The sequence below is a fragment of the Stenotrophomonas sp. 107298_Sma genome, from assembly GCF_056480345.1.
This window is the reverse complement of record NZ_CM151094.1, coordinates 807,021-826,811: the sequence shown is the minus strand read 5'-3', so window position 1 is coordinate 826,811 and position 19,791 is coordinate 807,021. Positions and strand designations below refer to the sequence as shown.

Here is a 19,791-nt window from a genome sequence, read left to right as displayed (position 1 = left end):
GACTATAATCAAACACCCGTGATGACCGGTTCAGACTCCATGCCCGACCCCGCCGCCCTGCTCGCCCTGGATGCCCGCCGCTCAGTGCCCTCGCGGCAACTGGGCGAGCCTGGACCGGACCCGGCTACTCTGCAGCGGATGCTGGTCTCCGCGGTGCGTGTGCCTGACCACGGCAAGCGCGTGCCGTTCCGCTTCCTGAAGATCGCTGGCGATGCACGTCACACTCTGGGCGACTTCCTGGCAGAGCGCAGCCGCCAGCGCGACCCGCACGCGGGCGACGCCGTGTTCGAGAAAGACCGCCAGCGTTTCAGCCATGCGCCGTTGGTGATCGTGGTGGTGACCAGCCCGCGCCCGGACCCGAAGGTGCCCGAGCAGGAACAGCTGATGACCGCCGGCTGCGTCTGCTTCGCCCTGCTGCAGGCCGCGCAGGCGCTGGGCTTCGGTGCGCAATGGCTGACCGCATGGATGGCCTTCGATCCAGCCGTGCATGCCCATCTGGGCTTGGCCGAGGGCGAGGGCATCGCCGGCTTCATCCACATCGGCACGCCGAAGGCCGAAGTGCCCGAGCGCGAGCGCCCCGACGCCGCCGCCCTGCTGCAGGACTGGACCGGGCAGTGAGCGCCGTAAGTGTTCCGCCGGTGCCGCCGCCGCTTTATCTGGTCGATGCCAGCATCTATGTGTTCCGCGCCTGGCATTCGCTGCCGGACGAGTTCCAGGACAGCCAGGGCTGGCCGACCAACGCCGTGCACGGCTTCGCCCGCTTCCTGCTGGACCTGCTCGAGCGCGAACGCCCCCGGCACATCGCCATCGCCTTCGACGAGGCGCTGGACAGTGGCTTCCGCCATCGCCTGTATGCGGCCTACAAGGCCAACCGCGACCCGGCGCCGGAAGCGCTGAAGCGCCAGTTCGTGCACTGCAAGGCCCTGTGTGCGGCGCTGGGCCTGGTGGTGCTGGCACACCACGATTACGAAGCCGACGACCTGATCGGCAGCGCGCTGCACCAGCACCGGCACAGCCATCGCGGCCTGATCATCTCCGCCGACAAGGACCTGTCGCAGCTGCTGCTGGACCACGATGAGCAGTGGGATTACGCACGCAACCAGCGCTGGAACGTAGCCGGGGTGAAGGCGCGGCACGGCGTGCATGCGCACCAGATCGCCGATTACCTCGCGCTGTGCGGCGATGCGGTGGACAACATTCCCGGCATCAGCGGCGTGGGCGCCAAGTCGGCGGCGGTACTGCTGGCCCATTTCGGCAGCCTGGACGCGTTGTACGAACGCCTGGACGAAGTGCCCTTCCTGCGCCTGCGCGGCGCCGCCCAGATGGCCGTGCGCCTGCGCGAACAGCGCGAGCACGCCCAGCTCTGGCGGCAGCTGACCACCATTGCCCTGGACGCGCCGCTGGAAGGCTGCCAGCCCGGCCTGCTGCGGCAGTCAGCCGACCCGGAACTGCTGGGCGGCCTGTGCCAGGCGCTGCGCTTCGGCCCGCTGACCCGCCGCCGCCTGTTCAGCGCCGCAGGCGTGAACGATCCCGGTGCTGCCACCGCAGCCGGCATGTCCGACCCTTTCCCCACTTCCAGCGAGCCCGCATGAGCCAGAGAAACACCGAAGCACCGCGCGTCGTTTACGAAGGCAAGTACCAGCGCATGGTCGTGCGTGGCACCTGGGAATACAGCGAACGCACCCACGCCGGTGGCCTGGCGGCGATCATCATCGCCGTTACCCCGGAGGACAAGGTGCTGTTCGTCGAACAGTTCCGCGTGCCGCTGCAGGCGCCCACCATCGAGATGCCGGCCGGCCTGGTCGGCGACGTCGATGCCGGCGAATCGATCGAGGTCTCGGCCGTACGCGAACTGGAAGAAGAAACTGGCTGGACCGCCGATCACGCCGAAGTGCTGATGATCGGCCCGACGTCCTCCGGCGCCAGCAGCGAGAAGATCGCCTTCGTCCGTGCCACCGGCCTGCGCCGGATCGGCGAAGGTGGAGGCGATGACAGCGAGGACATCACCGTGCACGAGATCCCGCGTGCACAGGCGGCGGCGTGGCTGGTGCAGAAGATGGGCGAAGGCTACGAGCTGGACGCCAAGCTCTGGGCCGGCCTGTGGATGATCGAGCATCACCTGGACGGGCGCCCACGTGGCTGACGCCGACCTGCACTCACTACCGGCGCTGCTGGGTGCCGGTGATCCTGCGATCTACACGATCCACCGGCCGCAGGGCGCTTCGCCGTACCTGCTGCTGGCCGACCACGCCGGCCAGCAGGTGCCGCGCGCCCTCGCCGGCCTGGGCTTGCCGCAGGTCGAACTGGATCGCCACATCGGCTGGGACATCGGCATTGCCGGCACCACCCGCGCACTGGCCGAACGGCTGGATGCCTGGGCAATCGAACAGACCTATTCGCGGCTGCTGATCGACTGCAACCGCCCGCTGGCCTCGCCGACGCTGATTCCGGAAGTGAGCGACCACACCGTGGTACCGGGCAACGCCGGGCTGTCGGCGGCGCAGCGGCAGCAGCGCATTGATGCTGTCCACGCGCCGTACCACGCACGCATCGACGCGGAACTGGACGCACGCCGCGATGCCGGTCGCCCCACCCTGCTGGTCATGATGCACAGCTTCACCCCGGCGATGAACGGCGCACAGCGACCGTGGCATGCCGGCGTGCTGTACCACCAGGACACGCGTTTTGCCCATGCCTTGCTGCAGGCACTGCGCGAGGAAGGCGATCTGGTGGTGGGTGACAACGAACCGTATTCGGTCAGCAGCACCAGCGACTACGCGGTACCTGTGCATGGCGAGGGCCGCGGTCTGGTGCATGTGGAACTGGAAATCCGCCAGGATCTGATCGCCGATGCCGCCGGGCAGCTGGCGTGGGCGCAGCGGCTGGCGCGGATCTTCAGCGCGTTGCAGCCGCAGTTGCTGGCATTGGGTTGAACGCGCGTGGATCCATCCGGGGTTGGTAGTGCCGGCCGCTGGCCGGCAACCTCAGGGTAGTTGGATCATTGTGTTTGCCGGCCAGCGGCCGGCACCACTACTGTTGCCGGGCGCAGGCCCAGCGCGATGACCACGCCGAACGCGGCGAACAGCGCGGCGCCGTACTGTGCATTGACCATGCCCTGCAGCGCATCAGGACTGGTTGCCGCCTGAGTGCCGCGCGCGGCGTTGGCCACCATCACCAGTACCGCCAGTCCCAACGCGCCGCCGATCTGCTGTGCGGTGGCGGCCATGCCGGACGCCACACCCTGCTGCGGCCCCGGCACGCCGTGCCCGGCCACGATCCACATCGCCGTCCAGCTCATGCCCTGGCCCACGCTGAGCACCACGATGCCCGGCAGCAGCGGCCAGTAGCTGGCGCCATGCGGCATCGCCAGCGCCACCGCGGTGATGCCGATGGCACCGGCGGCGAAGCCCCAGGCCAGCACCTGCCGTGGCGAACGGCGCCGCAGCATGCGTTCGGCAATGCGGATGCCGAAGGTGCACACCAATGTCGGCAGCAGGAAGGCCATGCCGGCCTGCAGCGGGCTCCAGCCATAACCATCCTGGAAGTAGAGCGCCAGGAAGTAGTACTGCACGCCATAGCTGCTCATGAAGGCGAAGGTCAGACCGAGCGCCGCGCGCAGGCCGGGCAAGCGCAGCAGCGCGAACTGCATCAGCGGGTCACGGCTGCGCTTTTCGATCTGCACGAACACCGTCAACAGTACGGCTGACAGCAGCAGGCAGATGAGCGTGGCCGGCGCAGTCCAGCCCCATTCCGGGCCCTGCACCAAGGTGGTAACCAGCAGGCTGCCGCCGGCGGTGACGGTGAGGCAACCGGCCAGGTCGAAGGAACGGCCGTGCACGCGCGGGCCGTCGGCCGGCAGCCACGCACCGGCAGCAAGCGCGCAGGCGGTGGCCAGCGGCACGATCACCGCCAGCACTGCCGGCCAGCCGAACGCCTGGGTCAGCACGCCACCAAGCAGCGTGCCCAGCGCCAGACCAACTGCGCTGGCCATGCTCCAGATCGCCAGCGCACGATTGCGCACCGGGCCTTCGGCGTACAACGTGTTGATCAGCGCCAGCGTGGCCGGGAACAGCAGCGCCGCCCCGACGCCTTGCGCGGCGCGCGCGATGATCAACAGCGTGGCATTCGGCGCCAGCGCGCCGAGCAGCGAGGCCAGCGCGAACAGCAGCATGCCCAGCCGGTAGAAGCGACGGCGGCCAATCAGGTCGGCGGCGCGCCCGCCCAGCAGCAGGCTGCCACCGAAGGCCACGGTGTAGGCACTGACCACCCATTGCAGCTGCTGCGCATTGATCTGCAGCGCGCGCCCCATGTCATGCAGGGCGACGAAAATGATGGTGGCATCCAGGGCGATGATCAGCTGGGCGGTGGCGAGCAGGGTCAGCGCCCAGCGCGGGTATTTGAGGGGAGGCATCGGCGGTCTGGCACGGTGGGGGAACGCAGTCTCATTGATGCAGCCCAATCAATAAACCCCTAAGCGACCATATCTGTCATGATTTTCAGCATGAATGCAGCATCGATGGACCTCAACGCAGTGCGCATGTTGGTGCGGGTGGCCGAAGCCCGCAGCTTCACCGTGGCCGCCGGCCAGCTCGGCCTGAGCCAATCCGGCCTGTCGCGCGCGATCGGGCGGCTGGAGGCCAGCCTGGGAGTGAAGCTGCTGCAGCGGAACACCCGCAACGTGGCACTGACTCCGGACGGCCGCCAATTCGTCGAACAGGTGTCGCCGCTGCTGGCCGGCCTCGACGATGCCGAGCGGCAGTTGGCCGACCGTCCGTGCACGCCCTCAGGCACGCTGAAGATCAGCGCGCCGTCGATGTTCGGGCGCAGGGTGCTGGTGCCTTTGCTTGGGCCGTTGCTGCAGCAGCATCCGCACCTGCAGGTGGAAGCGGTGCTCAGCGACCGCCTGGTGGATCTGGTGGAGGAAGGCTTCGACGCCGCCCTGCGCACCGGCACCATCGCTGATCAGCGCATGGTGGCGCGTCCGTTGAAGCCACTGCGCTGGGTGACGGTGGCAAGCCCGGGTTACCTGACCCGCTGCGGCGCGCCGGTCGATGTGGCGGCGCTACAGGATCACGCCTGCCTGGCGGTGCGCAACCTGCGCAGCGGCCGGCTGGTGGACTGGCAGTTCCTGCAGGACGGGCAGCTGCGCGAGGTCACGCCGCCGACGCGGATGGTGTTTGACTGCGGCGACCCGTTGGTGGAGGCAGCGATTGCGGGCATCGGCATCGTGCAGGTGATGGATTTCGCGGTGGCCGATGCGCTGGCCGACGGCCGCCTGCAACGCGTGCTGCAGCCGTTCGAAGGCCGCAGCCGCGCGCTGTCGCTGATCTATCCGCCTTCGCGGCAGCATTCACCGAAACTGCAGGTGCTGGCCGACGCGTTGCTGGCCGGGGATTGGTAGATCCACGCCTTGCGTGGATGAGCGTTGGCAGCGCCGGGCCATGCCCGGCGAGCCGCATTGCGGCGGCGGAATGGAATGCAGCCAGGCATGGCCCGGCGCTACCGGCAAGGCGTTGCCGGCCAGCGGCCGGCACTACCTGCAATCAGGCGAAGCTGTCCGTCGCGCGCACCAGCGCGTCCACGTTCTCGGCTTCGAACGCCGAGTGACCCGAGGCCGGGGTGATCTCCAGCTTCGCCTTCGGCCAGACCTTGGTGAGGTCCCAGGCGTTGGCCAGCGGGCAGACCACGTCGTAGCGGCCATGCACGATCACGCCCGGAATATCGGCGATGCGGTGCGCGTCGCGCAGCAGCTGGTCTTCCACCTCGAAGAAACCACCGTTGACGAAGTAGTGGTTCTCGATGCGGGCAAACGCCAGCGCGAAGTGCGGGTCCTCATGGCTGTTGATGAAGTCGTCATCCACATGCAGGAAGCTGGTCGCGCCTTCCCACACCGCCCACGCCTTTGCCGCTTCCAGGCGGGTGGTTTCGTCTTCACTGGTCAGGCGGCGGTGGAAGGCCGAGATCAGGTCATGACGTTCCACCGACGGGATCGGCTTCAGGTAGTGCTCCCACGCATCCGGGAACAGGCGGTTGGCGCCTTCCTGGTAGAACCATTCCAGCTCCCAGCGACGCAGCATGAAGATGCCGCGCAGGACCAGTTCGGTCACTCGCTGCGGATGGGTTTCGGCGTAGGCCAGCGCCAGGGTCGAGCCCCAGCTGCCGCCGAACACCTGCCAGCGATCGACCTTCAGATGCTCGCGCAGCTTCTCGATATCGGCGACGAGGTCCCAGGTGGTGTTGTCCACCAGGTCGGCGTGCGGGATGGAACGACCGGCGCCGCGCTGGTCGAACAGGATGATGCGGTACTTGGACGGGTCGTGGAACTGGCGCATTTTGTCGCTGCAACCACCGCCCGGGCCACCGTGCAGCATCACCACCGGCTTGCCGTCCGGGTTGCCGCACTGTTCGAAGTACAGCGTGTGGCGGTCGTCGACCTTCAGGGTGCCGACGTCGTAGGGGGTGATGGCGGGGTACAGCGTACGCATGCTTGCAGCTCCAGGGTGATGCCCTGCCGGGGCAGGAGAACCTCCATTCTAGGCCGGACGCTGGCCCAGGGTGATCCGGTCGCGCTGCTCCAGGTCCTGCACGGTCTGCACATCGGTGAAACCCGCCGCCTCGAACAGCGCGCGGATCGCGGCGCCCTGGTCCCAACCGTGCTCGATCAGCAGCCAGCCGCCGGGCAGCAGGTGGGCCTGGCCACCATCGACGATGCGGCGGATGTCGTCCAGGCCATCCACGCCGGAAGACAGTGCGGTGGCCGGTTCAAAACGCAGGTCGCCCTGTTCCAGGTGCGGATCATCGCTGGCGATATACGGGGGATTGCTGGCGATCAGGTCGAAGCGCGCGCCCTGCAGCGGCGCATACCAGTCGTACCCGCCCTCGGCGAAGCGGACGTTGCGCAGCTCATGGCGGGCCGCATTGCGCGCAGCCACAGCCAGTGCACCCGGGCTGGCATCGGTGGCCAGCACCTGGGCCTGTGGCCGCTCGCTGGCCAGGGCCAGAGCGATGGCACCGCTGCCGGTACCGAGGTCGGCCAGCTGCAGCGTGCGTTCCGGCGGCAGGCGCTCCAGCGCCAGCTCGACCAGCAGTTCGGTCTCCGGTCGCGGAATCAGGGTGGCCGGGTCGACTTCCAGATCCAACGTCCAGAAACCGCGGCGGCCGGTCAGATAGGCCACCGGCTCGCCGGCCACGCGGCGTGCCAGCAACGCTTCGAAGGCAGCCTGATCGGCGGTGGCCAGCGGATCGGTGGCATGCGCGAACAGCCAGCTGCGTGGGCGGTCCAGCACGTGCAGCAGCAGCAGTTCGGCCTCGTGGCGGGCCTCTACGCCGCCGAGGCGGGCACTGGCCTCGGCCACGACCTGGCGCAGGGAGGGTTCGGGTTGGAAAGGCATTCCGCAATTGTAGAGCCGAGCCCATGCTCGGCTGCTGTTCGCGGTAGACCCAGCCGAGCGTGGCTCGACGCTACAAAAACCTGCGATCCGTTCAGGTTCCGCCGGAGGGAATAAGGAGGGGCTATCGGCCCCTTTCCATGCCTTGGGAAGATTTCTCTTGTCACACAGGCAGTTGCAGGATGAGGGTGGCAAGGTTCAGTGTCAGCTCGTGGCCTTTTGATAGGCTGAACCTATCAAATAGATGCAATCAATGGATTGTTCTTATCGATAGCGAGCCGGTAACCTAGGTCCTGTCGATTCACCCACTCCCCTTCACCCAGAGGAAAAACGATGTCCCTGATCAACACCCAGATCCAGCCGTTCGAAGCCAATGCTTACCTGAATGGCGAGTTCATCAAGGTTTCCGACAGCACCCTGAAGGGCCAGTGGTCGGTCCTGATCTTCATGCCGGCCGCCTTCACCTTCAACTGCCCGACCGAGATCGAAGACGCCGCTGACCATTACGCCGAGTTCAAGAAGGCCGGCGCCGAGGTCTACATCGTCACCACCGACACCCACTTCTCGCACAAGGTGTGGCACGAAACCTCGCCGGCTGTCGGCAAGGCCCAGTTCCCGCTGGTCGGCGATCCGACCCACCAGCTGACCAACGCCTTCGGCGTGCACATTCCGGAAGAAGGCCTGGCCCTGCGCGGCACCTTCATCATCAACCCGGAAGGCGTGATCAAGACCCTGGAGATCCACTCCAACGAGATCGCCCGTGACGTCTCCGAGACCCTGCGCAAGCTGAAGGCTGCCCAGTTCACCGCCGCCAACCCGAACCAGGTGTGCCCGGCAAAGTGGAAGGAAGGCGAGAAGACCCTGACCCCGTCGCTGGACCTGGTCGGCAAGATCTAAAGCAGTACCGGCCTGCCGTGGCCCCACGCCACGGCGCGCCTTTCATCCCCGTGCCGGTCCCCCCGCCGGCGTGGGGGTGAACCCAAGACAGCCAACGCTCGCCCGCCTTGGCCAGCCAGCCCCTTCCACGGTCGCTGTCTTGGGTTCACCCCTACCCCCTGCTGGTCCGCTACCTTCTACAGCGGTGCCACGCCCCCTGTTTGCCTGAAGCCAGGAGATGACCCGATGTTGGACGCCAACCTGCAGTCGCAGCTGAAGACCTATCTGGAGCGCGTGACCCGCCCGATCCAGATCACCGCGCACGCCGATGACGGCGCCAAGTCGCAGGAAATGCTGGAACTGCTGCAGACCCTGGACAGCCTGTCGGACAAGATTTCGCTGCAGGTGCTGCGCGATGGCCAGGGCCGCGTGCCGTCCTTCGACCTCGGCACCCCGGGCCAGGACATCCACCTGACCTTCGCCGGCCTGCCGATGGGCCACGAGTTCACCTCGCTGGTGCTGGCACTGCTGCAGGTCGGCGGCCATCCGTCCAAGGCCACCGCCGAGTTGATCGAGCAGGTGCAGAATCTGGAAGGCGACTACAGGTTCGAAACCTACTTCTCGCTGTCCTGCCAGAACTGCCCGGACGTGGTGCAGGCGTTGAACCTGGCCGCGGTGCTCAACCCGCGCATCCAGCACGTAGCCATTGACGGCGCCCTGTTCCAGGACGAAGTCGAGAAGCGCGAGATCATGTCGGTGCCGACCGTGTACCTCAACGGTGAAGTGTTCGACCAGGGCCGCATGACCCTGGAGCAGATCGTGGCCAAGCTGGACACCAATGCCAGCAAGCGCGATGCCGAGAAGATCGCCGCCAAGGACGCCTTCGACGTTCTGGTGGTGGGCGGTGGCCCGGCCGGCGCCGCAGCGGCGATCTACGCCGCGCGCAAGGGCATCCGTACCGGCATCGCCGCCGAGCGTTTCGGTGGCCAGGTGCTGGACACCATGGCGATCGAGAACTTCATTTCGGTGAAGGAGACCGAAGGCCCGAAGCTGGCCACGGCGCTGGAACAGCACGTGCGCGAGTACGAAGTGGACATCATGAACCTGCAGCGCGCCAGCGCGCTGGTGCCGGCCGGTGAAGACGGCCTGGTGCAGGTGCAGCTGGAAAACGGCGCGGTGCTGAAGTCGCGTTCGGTGATCCTGTCCACCGGCGCACGCTGGCGCCAGATGAACGTGCCGGGCGAAGACCAGTACCGCAACAAGGGCGTGGCCTACTGCCCGCACTGCGATGGCCCGTTGTTCAAGGGCAAGCGCGTGGCGGTGATCGGCGGCGGCAACTCCGGCGTGGAGGCAGCCATCGATCTGGCTGGCATCGTGTCGCATGTAACCCTGCTGGAATTCGATTCCAGCCTGCGCGCCGATGAAGTGCTGCAGAAGAAGCTGCGCAGCCTGGCCAATGTCACCGTGCTGACCAGCGCACAGACCACCGAAGTGCTGGGCGACGGCAGCCGCGTCACCGGCCTGGTCTACAAGGACCGCGTCGGCGGCGACGCCCACCGCGTCGAGCTGGAAGGCATCTTCGTGCAGATCGGCCTGCTGCCCAACACCGAGTGGCTGAAGGATGTGGTGGCGCTGTCGCCGCGTGGCGAGGTGGTCATCGATGATCGCGGCCAGACCAATCTGCCGGGCGTGTTCGCCGCTGGCGATTGCACGACGGTACCCTACAAGCAGATCATCATTGCCATGGGTGCCGGTTCGACCGCCGCATTGAGTGCGTTCGACCACCTGATCCGCTCGTCGGTGAGCAGCAGCAGTGGTGCTGTTGCTGAAGCTGCCTGATCCATCGTTCCCAGATCACCGGGAACATTGTCTGCCTGTCGGGTAACCATGCCGTCAGCCGGTCCGTTACCCCTGGGGTGTAAGGATGAACCTACGTGATCTGAAGTACCTGGTAGCCCTGGCCGACCACAAGCATTTCGGCCGGGCTGCCGCCTCCTGCTTCGTCAGCCAGCCGACGCTGTCCACGCAGATCCGCAAGCTGGAAGAAGAGCTGGGCCTGCCGCTGGTGGAACGCGCACCGCGCAAGGTGATGCTGACCCCGGCCGGCCAGGAAGCGGCGGCACGGGCACGCGTGATCGTGTCCGAGGTGGAACAACTGAAGGAAGCCGCACGTCGCAGCCGCGATCCGGAAGCCGGTACGGTGCGCCTGGGGATCTTCCCGACCCTCGGTCCGTACCTGCTGCCGCATGTGATTCCGCGCATCCGCGATCGCTTCCCGGAGCTGGAACTGCTGTTGGTCGAGGAAAAGAGCGATGTGCTGCTGGACCGCCTGCGCGAAGGCAAGCTCGACGCTGCGCTGCTGGCACTGCCGGTGATCGACGACCAGCTGCATGCCGAGTTCCTGTTCGAGGAACCGTTCCTGCTGGCTGTTTCCGGGCGCCACCCGCTGGCCCGCCGCGAACATCTGGACGTGCAGGAACTTGCCACGCAGAAGCTGCTGCTGTTGGAAGACGGGCATTGCCTGCGCGACCAGGCACTGGAAGTCTGCCGCCTGTTCGGTGCCAACGAGAAGTCCGAGTTCCGCGCCACCAGCCTGGAAACGCTGCGGCAGATGGTCGCTGCCGACGTCGGCATCACCCTGCTGCCGAGCCTGTCGGTGCAGCCGCCGGTGCCGCGCTCGAACAACATCCGCCTGCTCGACTTCACCGGCGAAGGCCGCCCCAGCCGCCGCATCGCCATGATCTGGCGCCGCAGCTCGGCCATGAACGACTTCCTGATGGAGCTGGCCGACCAGTTCAAGCGCCTGCCACAGGCGCTGTTCACCCTTGATGCGTTGAATGCCACCAGCGACGCGACCGCCTTGCCCGGCCCCGCGCTGAACGGCTGATCCCCCGCAGCACCGGCCCGGAATCGGTGGGAGTCGATTCCGGTCGCATTTGTCCCCACAATACAGACAGGCGGCGCCAGCAGGTGCCGCCTTTTGCATGGCTTTCAACCAAGGAGCTTCATCATGAACACCGCCAGCGGCCTGCCGCCGTCGATCACCGTTTCTACCTTCGACATGGACCGCCTGGACGCCATGCTCGAATCCCCTGCGCTGAGCCAGACGCCTGCCGCGCTCGCGCTTGCCGAAGAACTCAACCGTGCCACCGTGCTGGCACCGGACCAGATTCCCGAAGGCATCGTCATGATGCATTCGCGCGTGGAGTGCGAAGATGAAGTGTCGGGCGAGAAGCACGTCCTGACCCTGGTCTTCCCCCGCGAAGCCAACGTCGATGAAGGCAAGGTTTCCGTGCTGGCCCCGGTCGGCAGTGCCCTGCTTGGTCTGGCCATCGGCCAGAGCATCGACTGGAATGCGCCCGGCGGCCGCAAGCTGCGCCTGCGCGTGACTGCGGTCCACAACGACCGCCCCTGATTACCGCTGCGCACCGCGCGCGATTCGATCCCCCTGCACCAGGAGCCGTAATGAGTACCCCGTCCAAACTGTCCCAGCTGCGCGAACTGTCCGTGGTCGTTGCCGATACCGGTGACTACGAGGCAATCAAGCGCCTGCAGCCGGTGGACTGCACCACCAACCCGACCCTGGTGAAGAAGGCGCTGGACCTGCCGGTGTACGCCGAGCTGATCGAACGCGAACTGGCCTGGGGCCGCCAGCAGGGTGGCGACCGCGAAGCCGTGGTGCATGCCGTGGCCGACCGCCTGACCATCGGCGTCGGCGCGCTGCTGAGCACGCTGGTGCCGGGCCGCGTGTCCACCGAAGTGGACGCCGACCAGGCCCACGACACCGCTGCCACCGTGGCCAAGGCCCGCCAGTTCATCCAGATGTACGCCGATGCAGGCGTGCCGCGCGAGAAGATCCTGATCAAGATCGCCGCGACCTGGGAAGGCGTGGAAGCCGCGCGCGTGCTGCAGGCCGAAGGCATCGACTGCAACCTGACCCTGATCTTCAACCCGACCCAGGCGCTGGCCTGCAGCGAAGCCGGCGCGTTCCTGATCTCGCCGTTCGTGGGCCGCATCCTGGACTGGTACGTGGCCAACGGCCAGACCCCGGCGAACATCGACGAGGACCCGGGTGTGGTGTTCGTGCGCGGGGTGTACGCCGAATTCAAGCGCCGCGGTTCGCCGACCGTGGTGATGGGCGCCTCGTTCCGTTCGACCGCGCAGATCGAAGCGCTGGCCGGCTGCGACCGCCTGACCATTTCGCCGGACCTGCTGGAGAAGCTCGACGCCGACCACGGCGCGCTGCCGCGCAAGCTGGTGGCCGGTGCCGCTGAAGCGGTGCAGGTGACGCCGATCGACGCGGCAAAGTTCGCAGCCGACCTGGCCGCCGATCCGATGGCGACCGAGAAGCTGGCGACGGGTATCGATGCGTTTGCCAAGGATCTGCAGGCGCTGCGCGAGCGCATTCGCTCGGAACTGTGATTCCAGCCAACGGCTGAGCCCCTCGTGGCGGGGGGCTATGAGCAAAAGCCGCGCTTGGCCGGGCGGGTTGGCAGGACCGTTGGCGCCATGGGCCCGAGGCATGCCTCGGGCGGGTTGGGCAGGACGCCCAACCCCGGTCTTGCCGTGTGCGCAGGACAGCGCACACGAGCAAGGCGCCATCGAGCCCCCAGGGGTGAGGGCGCTTTGCTTGCGAAGCACTGCTTCGCAAGCGCCCGAACGCCCAGCCGCCAGCGGCTGGGCCGGACCCCGGAGGGGGTTCACGGCGTGTCCTGCCAACCCACACCGCCCCGCCCAACCCACAGAAACCCAGAACCGCTTTGGCTTTGGCTTTGGCTTCTGCCCGCCGCAGGCGGACCACCGCGCGTCAGCGCGGCGCCTCCACATCCAACCCGATCGGGCAGCTCACGCCGGTGCCGCCGATGCCGCAGTAGCCGTTCGGGTTCTTGGCCAGGTACTGCTGGTGATAGTCCTCGGCGTAGTAGTACTCCGGCGCCGGGTACACGATCTCGGTGGTGATCGGGCCGTAGCCGGCCGCATCCAGCTGGGCCTGGTAAGCCTCGCGGCTGGCCAGCGCGGCGGCGTACTGGGCCTCGTCGGTGGCGTGGATCGCCGAGCGGTACTGGGTACCGGTGTCGTTGCCCTGGCGCATGCCCTGGGTCGGGTCGTGGCTTTCCCAGAACAGCTGCAGCAACCGTTCCAGGCTCACCACCGCCGGGTCGAACACCACCTGCACCACTTCGGTATGCCCGGTCAGGCCCGAGCAGACCTCTTCGTAGGTCGGGTTCGGGGTGATGCCACCGGCATAGCCCACGGAGGTGCTGTACACGCCCGGTTCGGTCCAGAACTTGCGCTCGGCGCCCCAGAAGCAGCCCAGCGCGAAACGGATCTGCTGCAGGCCGGCAAAACGGTCCTTCAGCGGATGGCTGTTCACGAAATGCTGGTTGCTGTGCAGCGGCAACGGCTGCTCTCGGCCCGGCAGCGCCTCTTCCGCGCGCGGCAGGCGCTGCTTGAAGGCGCCGATGCCAAGGATGCCCTGTCCGATTCCCAACATGATGCGCTCCTACGCCGGAAGGCCGGCAATGTCGTCTGCATCTGAAATGGGGTCGTCCGGGGCGTGGCCCAAGTCCAGCGCGGCCACGATGTCCTCGGCCTGCGGCCGTGCCGCATCAGGGATGCCCACCCGCAGCACGCCGAACAACGGCAGCTCGCCCATGCCGCCCAGCAACGACTCGCCGAACACAAAGGCCGGGATGCCGGCATCCTCCAGCGCGTGCTTGACCAGGTGGGCGTCGAACAGGTTGTCGGCCTTGTACACGATGTGCATGCGGCGGCTCCGTGGGACAGGATTCCAGCATACGCCCGGGGGCTGAATGGTGGTGGTGACGGCGCATGACCGTTCTGCCGGCCAGCGGCCGGCACTACCCATCTGTACGTCGATCCACATTTCGCCGGCCGCTGGCCGGCAACCCCGATCGCCACCGGGCAGCCCCGCCCCTTACGCGCTAAACTGTTGGTCTTTCTGCCTTTCTCTTCGCCGACTCATGTCCGAGCACACCCCCGCCAGCCCCGAGACCCCCGCCGACAGCCACGAAAAGCGCGATTTCATCCGCCAGATCGTGCGCGAGGACCTGGCCAGCGGAAAGCACCAGGCGATCAAGACCCGCTTCCCGCCAGAGCCCAACGGCTACCTGCACATCGGCCATGCCAAGTCGATCTGCCTGAACTTCGGCATCGCCGGCGAGTTCAGCGGCGTCTGCAACCTGCGCTTCGACGACACCAACCCGGCCAAGGAAGATCCGGAATACGTGGCCGCGATCCAGGACGACGTGCGCTGGCTGGGCTTCGAGTGGAACGAGCTGCGCCACGCCTCGGACTACTTCCAGACCTATTACCTGGCCGCCGAGAAGCTGATCGCCGACGGCAAGGCCTATGTCTGCGACCTGTCGGCCGAGGAAGTGCGCGCCTACCGCGGCACCCTGACCGAGCCGGGCCGCCCGTCGCCGTGGCGCGACCGCAGCGTCGAGGAAAACCTCGATCTGTTCCGTCGCATGCGTGCCGGCGAGTTCCCCGATGGCGCGCGCACCGTGCGCGCGAAGATCGACATGGCCAGCGGGAACATCAACCTGCGCGATCCGGCCCTCTACCGCATCAAGCACGTCGAGCACCAGAACACCGGCAACGTGTGGCCGATCTACCCGATGTACGACTTCGCGCACGCGCTGGGCGATTCGATCGAGGGCATCACCCACTCGCTGTGCACGCTGGAATTCGAAGACCACCGCCCGCTGTACGACTGGTGCGTGGACAACGTCGATTTCGCCCATGACGACGCGCTGACCCAGCCACTGGTCGACGCCGGCCTGCCGCGCGAAGCGGCCAAGCCGCGCCAGATCGAGTTCTCGCGCCTGAACATCAACTACACGGTGATGAGCAAGCGCAAGCTGATGGCGCTGGTCACCGAACAGCTGGTGGACGGCTGGGAAGACCCGCGCATGCCGACCCTGCAGGGCCTGCGTCGCCGTGGCTATACCCCGGCCGCGATGCGCCTGTTCGCCGAGCGCGTGGGCATCAGCAAGCAGAATTCGCTGATCGACTTCAGCGTGCTGGAAGGCGCGCTGCGCGAAGACCTGGACAGCGCCGCACCGCGTCGCATGGCGGTGGTCGATCCGGTCAAGCTGGTACTGACCAACCTGCCGGAAGGCCATGAAGAGCAGCTGACCTTCAGCAACCACCCGAAGGACGAGAGCTTCGGCAGCCGCGAAGTGCCGTTCGCACGCGAGGTGTGGATCGACCGTGAGGACTTCGCCGAAGTGCCGCCGAAGGGCTGGAAGCGCCTGGTGCCGGGTGGCGAAGTGCGCCTGCGCGGCGCCGGCATCATCCGCTGCGACGAAGTGATCAAGGATACCGACGGCACCATCACCGAGCTGCGCGGCTGGCTGGATCCGGAATCGCGTCCGGGCATGGAAGGCGCCAACCGCAAGGTCAAGGGAACCATCCATTGGGTCAGCGCCGTGCATGGCGTGCCGGCCGAGATCCGCCTGTACGACCGCCTGTTCTCGGTGCCGAACCCGGACGACGAATCGGAAGGCAAGACCTATCGCGACTACCTCAATCCGGAATCGCGCCGCACTGTCACCGGCTATGTCGAGCCGGCCGCAGCCAGCGCCGCGCCGGAGCAGTCGTTCCAGTTCGAACGCACCGGCTACTTCGTCGCCGACCGCCGCGACCACACCGAAGCCAAGCCGGTGTTCAACCGCAGCGTGACCCTGCGCGACACCTGGTCGGCCTGAGGACCCGAGCGGGCGCCAGCACGGCGCCCGCACGACCCCGACGATGATCACCGCCCTGTCCGCCCTGCTCTGGTTCATTTCGCAGCATCCGCTGCTGACGTTCTTTGCAGCGATGGTGCTGGCCGGGCTGGTCTCGTGGTGGCGGCGCTTTCCGGGCTACGCCATCGTGGTGTTCCCGCTGGCGATGCTCAACATCTTCCTCGGCCACTTCCTCAACGCCGCCTTCCTCAACGTGGTGGGCGAGCGCGGTGAAGCGGTGATCGTCAAGGCCGAGGAAACCAGCTCTACGCTCAACGAGCAGTACATCTGGCGTTACGAAGCGGTGCTGCGCACGGTCGAGGGCCGCGATGTGGAAGTGGTGTTCCACACCAACACCGCCTCGCTGTGGCCGCTGGAGAACGCGATCCGCATCCCGGCACCCGACCAGCCATTCGTGGTGAAGTACACGGCGGGCTTCCCGCGCAACTTCGTCATCCTCACCAACGAATCACCGCACGGCATCGCCCAGGCCCGGGCCAGCGCGCGCGAGCGGGTGGAAGTGGCGGCACGCAAGCTGCATTTCAGCCCGGGCAACGCCGATTTCCGCGCGGACTATCGCCGCGAACTGGAAGCCTGGCTGCGCGACCACGGCAACGACCCGCAGCAGCAGCCCGATGCGCAGCGATATCGCGCCGAACTCGACGCGCTCGAGCGCTAGTTCCAGGCCCTGCCTGGATGTTCCGCCCCATCCATCCACAGGCCTGACATGACCACGACCTCCACTGATCTCCTCCCGCTGCTGCAGCAGGTGCTGCAGGGCGCCGGCATCGCCAGCCGCGCCGACGGTGGCGCGCTGCTGCTGGACAGCGGCCTGCGCCTGACCCCGCATGCGATGGCCGCGCAGGAGCGCGACAACGGCGGCTGGCAGACCTCCACCGTCATCGAGAGCCAGCATCCGGTGCTGTTCGCCGACGGCCTGTTCGAGTACCAGCACGCCAACGGTGCCGATGAGCAGGCATCGCTGCTGTCCGGCTTCCAGACCTGGGTGCGGGTGGACCTGGCGACGCTGCAGACCGCGATCGGCGCCGAAGACGCGCAGGGCCTGCCGATGATGGGCCTGACCTATCCGGCCAGCGACGACGGCGAAGAGCACCATCGCACTGTCGTACTGGGGCCGCTGGCGCACTACCGCGCGCAGGAGGTGGATGCATCCACCTGCAGCGAGGACGACCACGGCTCCTGCCCCTGCTGCCTGTTCACCCGCAGCATGGACGCCTTCGACGCGCTGCTGAAGGCGCGCCAGTTCCTCGCCATCCGCCTGTTCGCCTCACGCGATGCCGACGGCCTGTGCGAGGCCGATTGCCGGGTCAACGGCCACGACTTCGGCGCCGCTCTGCCCCTGCTGCGCACCTACGCCGCCAGCTGGCCGCAGGCCGGACTGGAGTTCCGCAAGCAGTACGTGGTGATCCGCACCGGCTCGCCGGGCTGACCCACCGCCACACCCGATACAGGCCGGTGCAGCTACACTGCGCGCCGGTTTCCCAAGCAACCGCACCTTCTTCCATCCCATTACGAGGCACCCCCGCGATGCTGTACGCGCAAGTCCACCTGACCCTTCCCGCCTGGATCCACGACCAGATCGACCTGGATCGTCGATATCCGGGCGATGAGGCCAAGGTCGCGCTGGCGATCGAGCTGTCGCGGTTGAACGTCGAGCACGCCAGTGGCGGCCCGTTCGGCGCCGTGGTGTTTGGCCCTGAAGACAAGGTCATCGCCGCCGGCGTGAACCGGGTCATGCCGCACTCGACCTCGCTGGCGCATGCCGAGAACATGGCCTACATGCTGGCCCAGCAGCGCCTGCAGACCCCGCGCCTGAACGCGGTGCTGTCGCCGGTCACCCTGGCCACCAGTTCGCAGCCGTGCTGCCAGTGCTACGGCGCCACCGTGTGGGCCGGCATCGACCGCCTGCTGATCGGTGCCAACTCGGCCGACGTCGAAGAACTGACCCCATTCGATGAAGGCCCGCTGCCGGCCGACTGGGTCGGCGAACTCAACAAGCGCGGCATCGAAGTGGTGCAGGGCCTGAACCGCGACGCCGCACGCAGTGTGCTGCGTGCCTATGGGGAAAGCGATGGCGCCCGTTACTGAAACCGGCATCGGCCTGCTGTGCCTGTGCCGGCAGGGCTTCGAACCCGAGCTGGCAGGTGAGCTGCAGTTCCGCGCTGGTGAAGCCGGTTTCGCCGGTTATGCGCGCACCCAGCGCAATGACGGCTACGTGTTGTTCATGTGCGACGAAGCTGCCGCGCTGGCACCACGGCTGCGCTGGCGCGAACTGATCTTCGCGCGGCAGAAGCTGGTGGTGCTGGCCGAACTGCCGCAGCTGGACCCGGCTGACCGCATCACCCCGATGCTGGAGGTGCTGGCCGATGCGCCGCGCTTCGGCGACCTGTGGGTGGAGCACCCCGATTCGGACGCCGGCAAGCCGCTGTCCGGGCTGGCCCGCGCCTTCGGCAATGCGTTGCGCCCGGCGCTGCGCAAGGCCGGCAAGCTGACCGACAAGCCAAACAATCGCCTGCCGCGCCTGCACGTGGTGTTTGTCGACGGCACCCACGCCTTCGTCTGCGTGGCTGACCCGGGCGACAGCGCACCGTGGGCACTGGGCATCCCGCGCCTGAAGCTGCTGCCCGAAGCGCCGTCGCGTTCGGCGTTGAAGCTGGACGAAGCGCTGCTGACCCTGCTGACCCCGGAAGAACGCGAGGCACTGGCCAAGCCCGGCATGCGCGCGGCTGACCTGGGCGCCGCGCCGGGCGGCTGGACCTGGGTGCTGACCCGCCAGCACATGCACGTGCTGAGCATCGACAACGGCCCGCTGCGCCAGCACGTGCTGGACACCGGCCTGGTCGAGCACCTGCGCGCCGACGGCTTCCACTGGCACCCGGAACAGCCGCTGGACTGGATGGTCTGCGACATGGTCGAGCAGCCGCGCCGCGTGGCCGAACGCATGGCTACCTGGTTCCGCGAAGGATGGTGCAGGCACGCGATCTTCAATCTGAAGCTGCCGATGAAGAAGCGCTGGGACGAAACCCGCTTGTGTTTGGATCTGTTCCAGGAGCAGGCCGGCAAGCCATTGGTGGTGCGTGCCAAGCAGCTGTATCACGACCGTGAGGAGATCACGGTGTTGGCCTCGCCGCTGCGGTGAGGCCATCGCGCCCGCCGGGCGTGGCCCGGCGCTACCGAGGAATGGCAATCATGCGATACCGCTCGATTCCGATACTGATCGCGCTGCTTGCAACGGCGCCGGCCATTGCACAGCAGTTGCCGCCCATGCCGGCGCAGAGCCAGCCGCTGGGTCGGACCGGCGGAGCGATCCGCCAGCAACCGCTGGATGCCGGCCGGGTCAGCGGCAGCGTCGAGATTGCACGGCCGGCCGGCGAGGCACAGGTGACCGTGCGCTCGCTGGAACCCAGCAGCGTGGTCGGCCAGTACCGCATCCACTTCGCTGCGCTGGATGTGAACAGCGATGGTTTCATCAGCCGCGAAGAAGCGCAGGCGAATCCGGCGCTGGCCGATGAGTTCAATGCGTTGGACGTGAAGCGTCGCGGCAAGCTGGACCGTGCCGATCTGGCCGGTTGGCTGGTTGATTGATTCACCGGCGCGATCTTCATCCACGCATGGCGTGGAGCTACTGGATCAACGGCGGTAGCGGAGCCCGCTTCTGGTAGGTGCCAACCTTGGTTGGCACATCCATCAGGCATCCTGGACCCAGATGAGGCGAGGCTGTTTCCAGCCTTGTGCCAACCAAGGTTGGCACCTAC

Annotated in this window: 21 protein-coding genes; 16 read left to right on the top strand and 5 right to left on the bottom strand. The window is 67.2% G+C overall.

Features of this window, described 5'->3' with window-relative positions; all coding sequences use genetic code 11:
* Window positions 1-39 precede the first annotated feature (39 nt).
* From ACZK2G_RS03765 to ACZK2G_RS03750, 4 genes are read left to right on the top strand one after another with little or no spacing between them, the layout of a single operon-like run.
* On the top strand, window positions 40-618 hold the full coding sequence (locus ACZK2G_RS03765) for a nitroreductase family protein (protein WP_046985227.1): 579 nt from the start codon (window positions 40-42) through the stop codon (window positions 616-618).
* Window positions 615-1,592, top strand: coding sequence for a 5'-3' exonuclease (locus ACZK2G_RS03760; protein ID WP_295380487.1), 978 nt, complete (start codon window positions 615-617; stop codon window positions 1,590-1,592). The genes ACZK2G_RS03765 and ACZK2G_RS03760 overlap by 4 nt, the downstream gene beginning before the upstream one ends.
* On the top strand, window positions 1,589-2,143 hold the full coding sequence (locus tag ACZK2G_RS03755) for an NUDIX hydrolase (RefSeq protein ID WP_046985207.1): 555 nt from the start codon (window positions 1,589-1,591) through the stop codon (window positions 2,141-2,143). Before ACZK2G_RS03760 ends, ACZK2G_RS03755 begins: the two co-directional genes overlap by 4 nt.
* Complete coding sequence (locus ACZK2G_RS03750) at window positions 2,136-2,933, top strand: N-formylglutamate amidohydrolase (RefSeq protein ID WP_295380489.1); 798 nt, start codon at window positions 2,136-2,138, stop codon at window positions 2,931-2,933. The genes ACZK2G_RS03755 and ACZK2G_RS03750 overlap by 8 nt, the downstream gene beginning before the upstream one ends.
* A 65-nt stretch (window positions 2,934-2,998) precedes the next feature.
* Here ACZK2G_RS03750 and ACZK2G_RS03745 read toward each other — a convergent pair whose 3' ends face one another.
* Window positions 2,999-4,411, bottom strand: a complete 1,413-nt coding sequence (locus ACZK2G_RS03745; protein ID WP_478474732.1) for an MFS transporter — start codon at window positions 4,409-4,411, stop codon at window positions 2,999-3,001.
* A 105-nt stretch (window positions 4,412-4,516) separates the two neighbouring features.
* Between ACZK2G_RS03745 and ACZK2G_RS03740 the strand changes: the two genes are divergently transcribed.
* Entirely contained in the window at window positions 4,517-5,401 is an 885-nt protein-coding gene (locus ACZK2G_RS03740) for a LysR family transcriptional regulator (protein ID WP_478475558.1), read from the top strand.
* 142 nt (window positions 5,402-5,543) lie between these two features.
* Here ACZK2G_RS03740 and pip read toward each other — a convergent pair whose 3' ends face one another.
* Both pip and prmC read right to left on the bottom strand, forming a co-directional pair.
* Window positions 5,544-6,485, bottom strand: coding sequence for a prolyl aminopeptidase (gene pip, locus ACZK2G_RS03735; protein WP_046985204.1), 942 nt, complete (start codon window positions 6,483-6,485; stop codon window positions 5,544-5,546).
* A 48-nt stretch (window positions 6,486-6,533) separates the two neighbouring features.
* Window positions 6,534-7,391 carry a peptide chain release factor N(5)-glutamine methyltransferase gene (gene prmC / locus ACZK2G_RS03730; protein WP_136639797.1) on the bottom strand — a complete coding sequence of 286 codons (858 nt, stop codon included), beginning with the start codon at window positions 7,389-7,391 and terminating at the stop codon, window positions 6,534-6,536.
* Between the two features lie 330 nt (window positions 7,392-7,721).
* Here prmC and ahpC point away from each other — a divergent pair, with 330 nt between their 5' ends.
* From ahpC to ACZK2G_RS03705, 5 genes are all read left to right on the top strand, one after another.
* Complete coding sequence (ahpC, locus tag ACZK2G_RS03725; RefSeq protein ID WP_004144811.1) at window positions 7,722-8,285, top strand: alkyl hydroperoxide reductase subunit C; 564 nt, start codon at window positions 7,722-7,724, stop codon at window positions 8,283-8,285.
* Window positions 8,286-8,510: 225 nt separating this feature from the next.
* Window positions 8,511-10,103 (top strand): alkyl hydroperoxide reductase subunit F, encoded by a 1,593-nt coding sequence (gene ahpF / locus ACZK2G_RS03720; protein WP_478474730.1) that lies wholly within the window; start codon window positions 8,511-8,513, stop codon window positions 10,101-10,103.
* 85 nt (window positions 10,104-10,188) lie between these two features.
* On the top strand, window positions 10,189-11,151 hold the full coding sequence (locus tag ACZK2G_RS03715) for a LysR substrate-binding domain-containing protein (RefSeq protein WP_046985201.1): 963 nt from the start codon (window positions 10,189-10,191) through the stop codon (window positions 11,149-11,151).
* Between the two features lie 123 nt (window positions 11,152-11,274).
* Complete coding sequence (rnk, locus tag ACZK2G_RS03710; protein WP_014036052.1) at window positions 11,275-11,679, top strand: nucleoside diphosphate kinase regulator; 405 nt, start codon at window positions 11,275-11,277, stop codon at window positions 11,677-11,679.
* Window positions 11,680-11,729: 50 nt separating this feature from the next.
* Window positions 11,730-12,686: a transaldolase gene (locus ACZK2G_RS03705; RefSeq protein ID WP_032977493.1), complete on the top strand. Its 957-nt coding sequence runs from the start codon at window positions 11,730-11,732 to the stop codon at window positions 12,684-12,686.
* 385 nt (window positions 12,687-13,071) lie between these two features.
* Here ACZK2G_RS03705 and msrA read toward each other — a convergent pair whose 3' ends face one another.
* Together msrA and ACZK2G_RS03695 are read right to left on the bottom strand one after the other, a co-directional pair.
* Window positions 13,072-13,737, bottom strand: coding sequence for a peptide-methionine (S)-S-oxide reductase MsrA (gene msrA, locus ACZK2G_RS03700; RefSeq protein WP_046987839.1), 666 nt, complete (start codon window positions 13,735-13,737; stop codon window positions 13,072-13,074).
* A gap of 30 nt (window positions 13,738-13,767) precedes the next feature.
* Complete coding sequence (locus ACZK2G_RS03695) at window positions 13,768-14,031, bottom strand: putative signal transducing protein (protein WP_046987838.1); 264 nt, start codon at window positions 14,029-14,031, stop codon at window positions 13,768-13,770.
* 217 nt (window positions 14,032-14,248) lie between these two features.
* Here ACZK2G_RS03695 and ACZK2G_RS03690 point away from each other — a divergent pair, with 217 nt between their 5' ends.
* The 6 genes from ACZK2G_RS03690 to ACZK2G_RS03665 all read left to right on the top strand — a co-directional run bounded on the left by ACZK2G_RS03690 (window position 14,249) and on the right by ACZK2G_RS03665 (window position 19,621).
* Complete coding sequence (locus ACZK2G_RS03690; RefSeq protein ID WP_253079216.1) at window positions 14,249-15,997, top strand: glutamine--tRNA ligase/YqeY domain fusion protein; 1,749 nt, start codon at window positions 14,249-14,251, stop codon at window positions 15,995-15,997.
* A 43-nt stretch (window positions 15,998-16,040) separates the two neighbouring features.
* Window positions 16,041-16,694 carry a membrane protein gene (locus ACZK2G_RS03685; protein WP_046984899.1) on the top strand — a complete coding sequence of 218 codons (654 nt, stop codon included), beginning with the start codon at window positions 16,041-16,043 and terminating at the stop codon, window positions 16,692-16,694.
* Window positions 16,695-16,742: 48 nt separating this feature from the next.
* Entirely contained in the window at window positions 16,743-17,465 is a 723-nt protein-coding gene (locus ACZK2G_RS03680; protein ID WP_046984898.1) for a DUF6348 family protein, read from the top strand.
* Window positions 17,466-17,563: 98 nt separating this feature from the next.
* On the top strand, window positions 17,564-18,124 hold the full coding sequence (locus tag ACZK2G_RS03675; RefSeq protein WP_012510109.1) for a nucleoside deaminase: 561 nt from the start codon (window positions 17,564-17,566) through the stop codon (window positions 18,122-18,124).
* Window positions 18,108-19,175, top strand: coding sequence for a 23S rRNA (cytidine(2498)-2'-O)-methyltransferase RlmM (gene rlmM / locus ACZK2G_RS03670; RefSeq protein WP_046984897.1), 1,068 nt, complete (start codon window positions 18,108-18,110; stop codon window positions 19,173-19,175). The genes ACZK2G_RS03675 and rlmM overlap by 17 nt, the downstream gene beginning before the upstream one ends.
* A 50-nt stretch (window positions 19,176-19,225) precedes the next feature.
* The gene (locus ACZK2G_RS03665; RefSeq protein WP_136639918.1) at window positions 19,226-19,621 is read left to right on the top strand and encodes an EF-hand domain-containing protein; all 396 of its coding nucleotides are present in this window, start codon (window positions 19,226-19,228) and stop codon (window positions 19,619-19,621) included.
* Window positions 19,622-19,791 lie beyond the last annotated feature (170 nt).

What these genes read in the sequence shown, in the direction of transcription:
- ACZK2G_RS03755 (WP_046985207.1), top strand. Translation starts at nt 1,589, where the DNA reads ATGAGCCAGAGAAACACCGAAGCACCGCGCGTCGTTTACGAAGGCAAG.
- rnk (WP_014036052.1), top strand. Translation starts at nt 11,275, where the DNA reads ATGAACACCGCCAGCGGCCTGCCGCCGTCGATCACCGTTTCTACCTTC.
- ahpF (WP_478474730.1), top strand. Translation starts at nt 8,511, where the DNA reads ATGTTGGACGCCAACCTGCAGTCGCAGCTGAAGACCTATCTGGAGCGC.
- ACZK2G_RS03665 (WP_136639918.1), top strand. Translation starts at nt 19,226, where the DNA reads ATGCGATACCGCTCGATTCCGATACTGATCGCGCTGCTTGCAACGGCG.
- ACZK2G_RS03695 (WP_046987838.1), bottom strand. Translation starts at nt 14,031, where the DNA reads ATGCACATCGTGTACAAGGCCGACAACCTGTTCGACGCCCACCTGGTC.
- ACZK2G_RS03740 (WP_478475558.1), top strand. Translation starts at nt 4,517, where the DNA reads ATGGACCTCAACGCAGTGCGCATGTTGGTGCGGGTGGCCGAAGCCCGC.
- ACZK2G_RS03680 (WP_046984898.1), top strand. Translation starts at nt 16,743, where the DNA reads ATGACCACGACCTCCACTGATCTCCTCCCGCTGCTGCAGCAGGTGCTG.
- ACZK2G_RS03745 (WP_478474732.1), bottom strand. Translation starts at nt 4,411, where the DNA reads ATGCCTCCCCTCAAATACCCGCGCTGGGCGCTGACCCTGCTCGCCACC.
- pip (WP_046985204.1), bottom strand. Translation starts at nt 6,485, where the DNA reads ATGCGTACGCTGTACCCCGCCATCACCCCCTACGACGTCGGCACCCTG.
- ACZK2G_RS03705 (WP_032977493.1), top strand. Translation starts at nt 11,730, where the DNA reads ATGAGTACCCCGTCCAAACTGTCCCAGCTGCGCGAACTGTCCGTGGTC.
- ACZK2G_RS03675 (WP_012510109.1), top strand. Translation starts at nt 17,564, where the DNA reads ATGCTGTACGCGCAAGTCCACCTGACCCTTCCCGCCTGGATCCACGAC.
- ACZK2G_RS03765 (WP_046985227.1), top strand. Translation starts at nt 40, where the DNA reads ATGCCCGACCCCGCCGCCCTGCTCGCCCTGGATGCCCGCCGCTCAGTG.
- ACZK2G_RS03715 (WP_046985201.1), top strand. Translation starts at nt 10,189, where the DNA reads ATGAACCTACGTGATCTGAAGTACCTGGTAGCCCTGGCCGACCACAAG.
- prmC (WP_136639797.1), bottom strand. Translation starts at nt 7,391, where the DNA reads ATGCCTTTCCAACCCGAACCCTCCCTGCGCCAGGTCGTGGCCGAGGCC.
- ahpC (WP_004144811.1), top strand. Translation starts at nt 7,722, where the DNA reads ATGTCCCTGATCAACACCCAGATCCAGCCGTTCGAAGCCAATGCTTAC.
- ACZK2G_RS03690 (WP_253079216.1), top strand. Translation starts at nt 14,249, where the DNA reads ATGTCCGAGCACACCCCCGCCAGCCCCGAGACCCCCGCCGACAGCCAC.
- rlmM (WP_046984897.1), top strand. Translation starts at nt 18,108, where the DNA reads ATGGCGCCCGTTACTGAAACCGGCATCGGCCTGCTGTGCCTGTGCCGG.
- ACZK2G_RS03685 (WP_046984899.1), top strand. Translation starts at nt 16,041, where the DNA reads ATGATCACCGCCCTGTCCGCCCTGCTCTGGTTCATTTCGCAGCATCCG.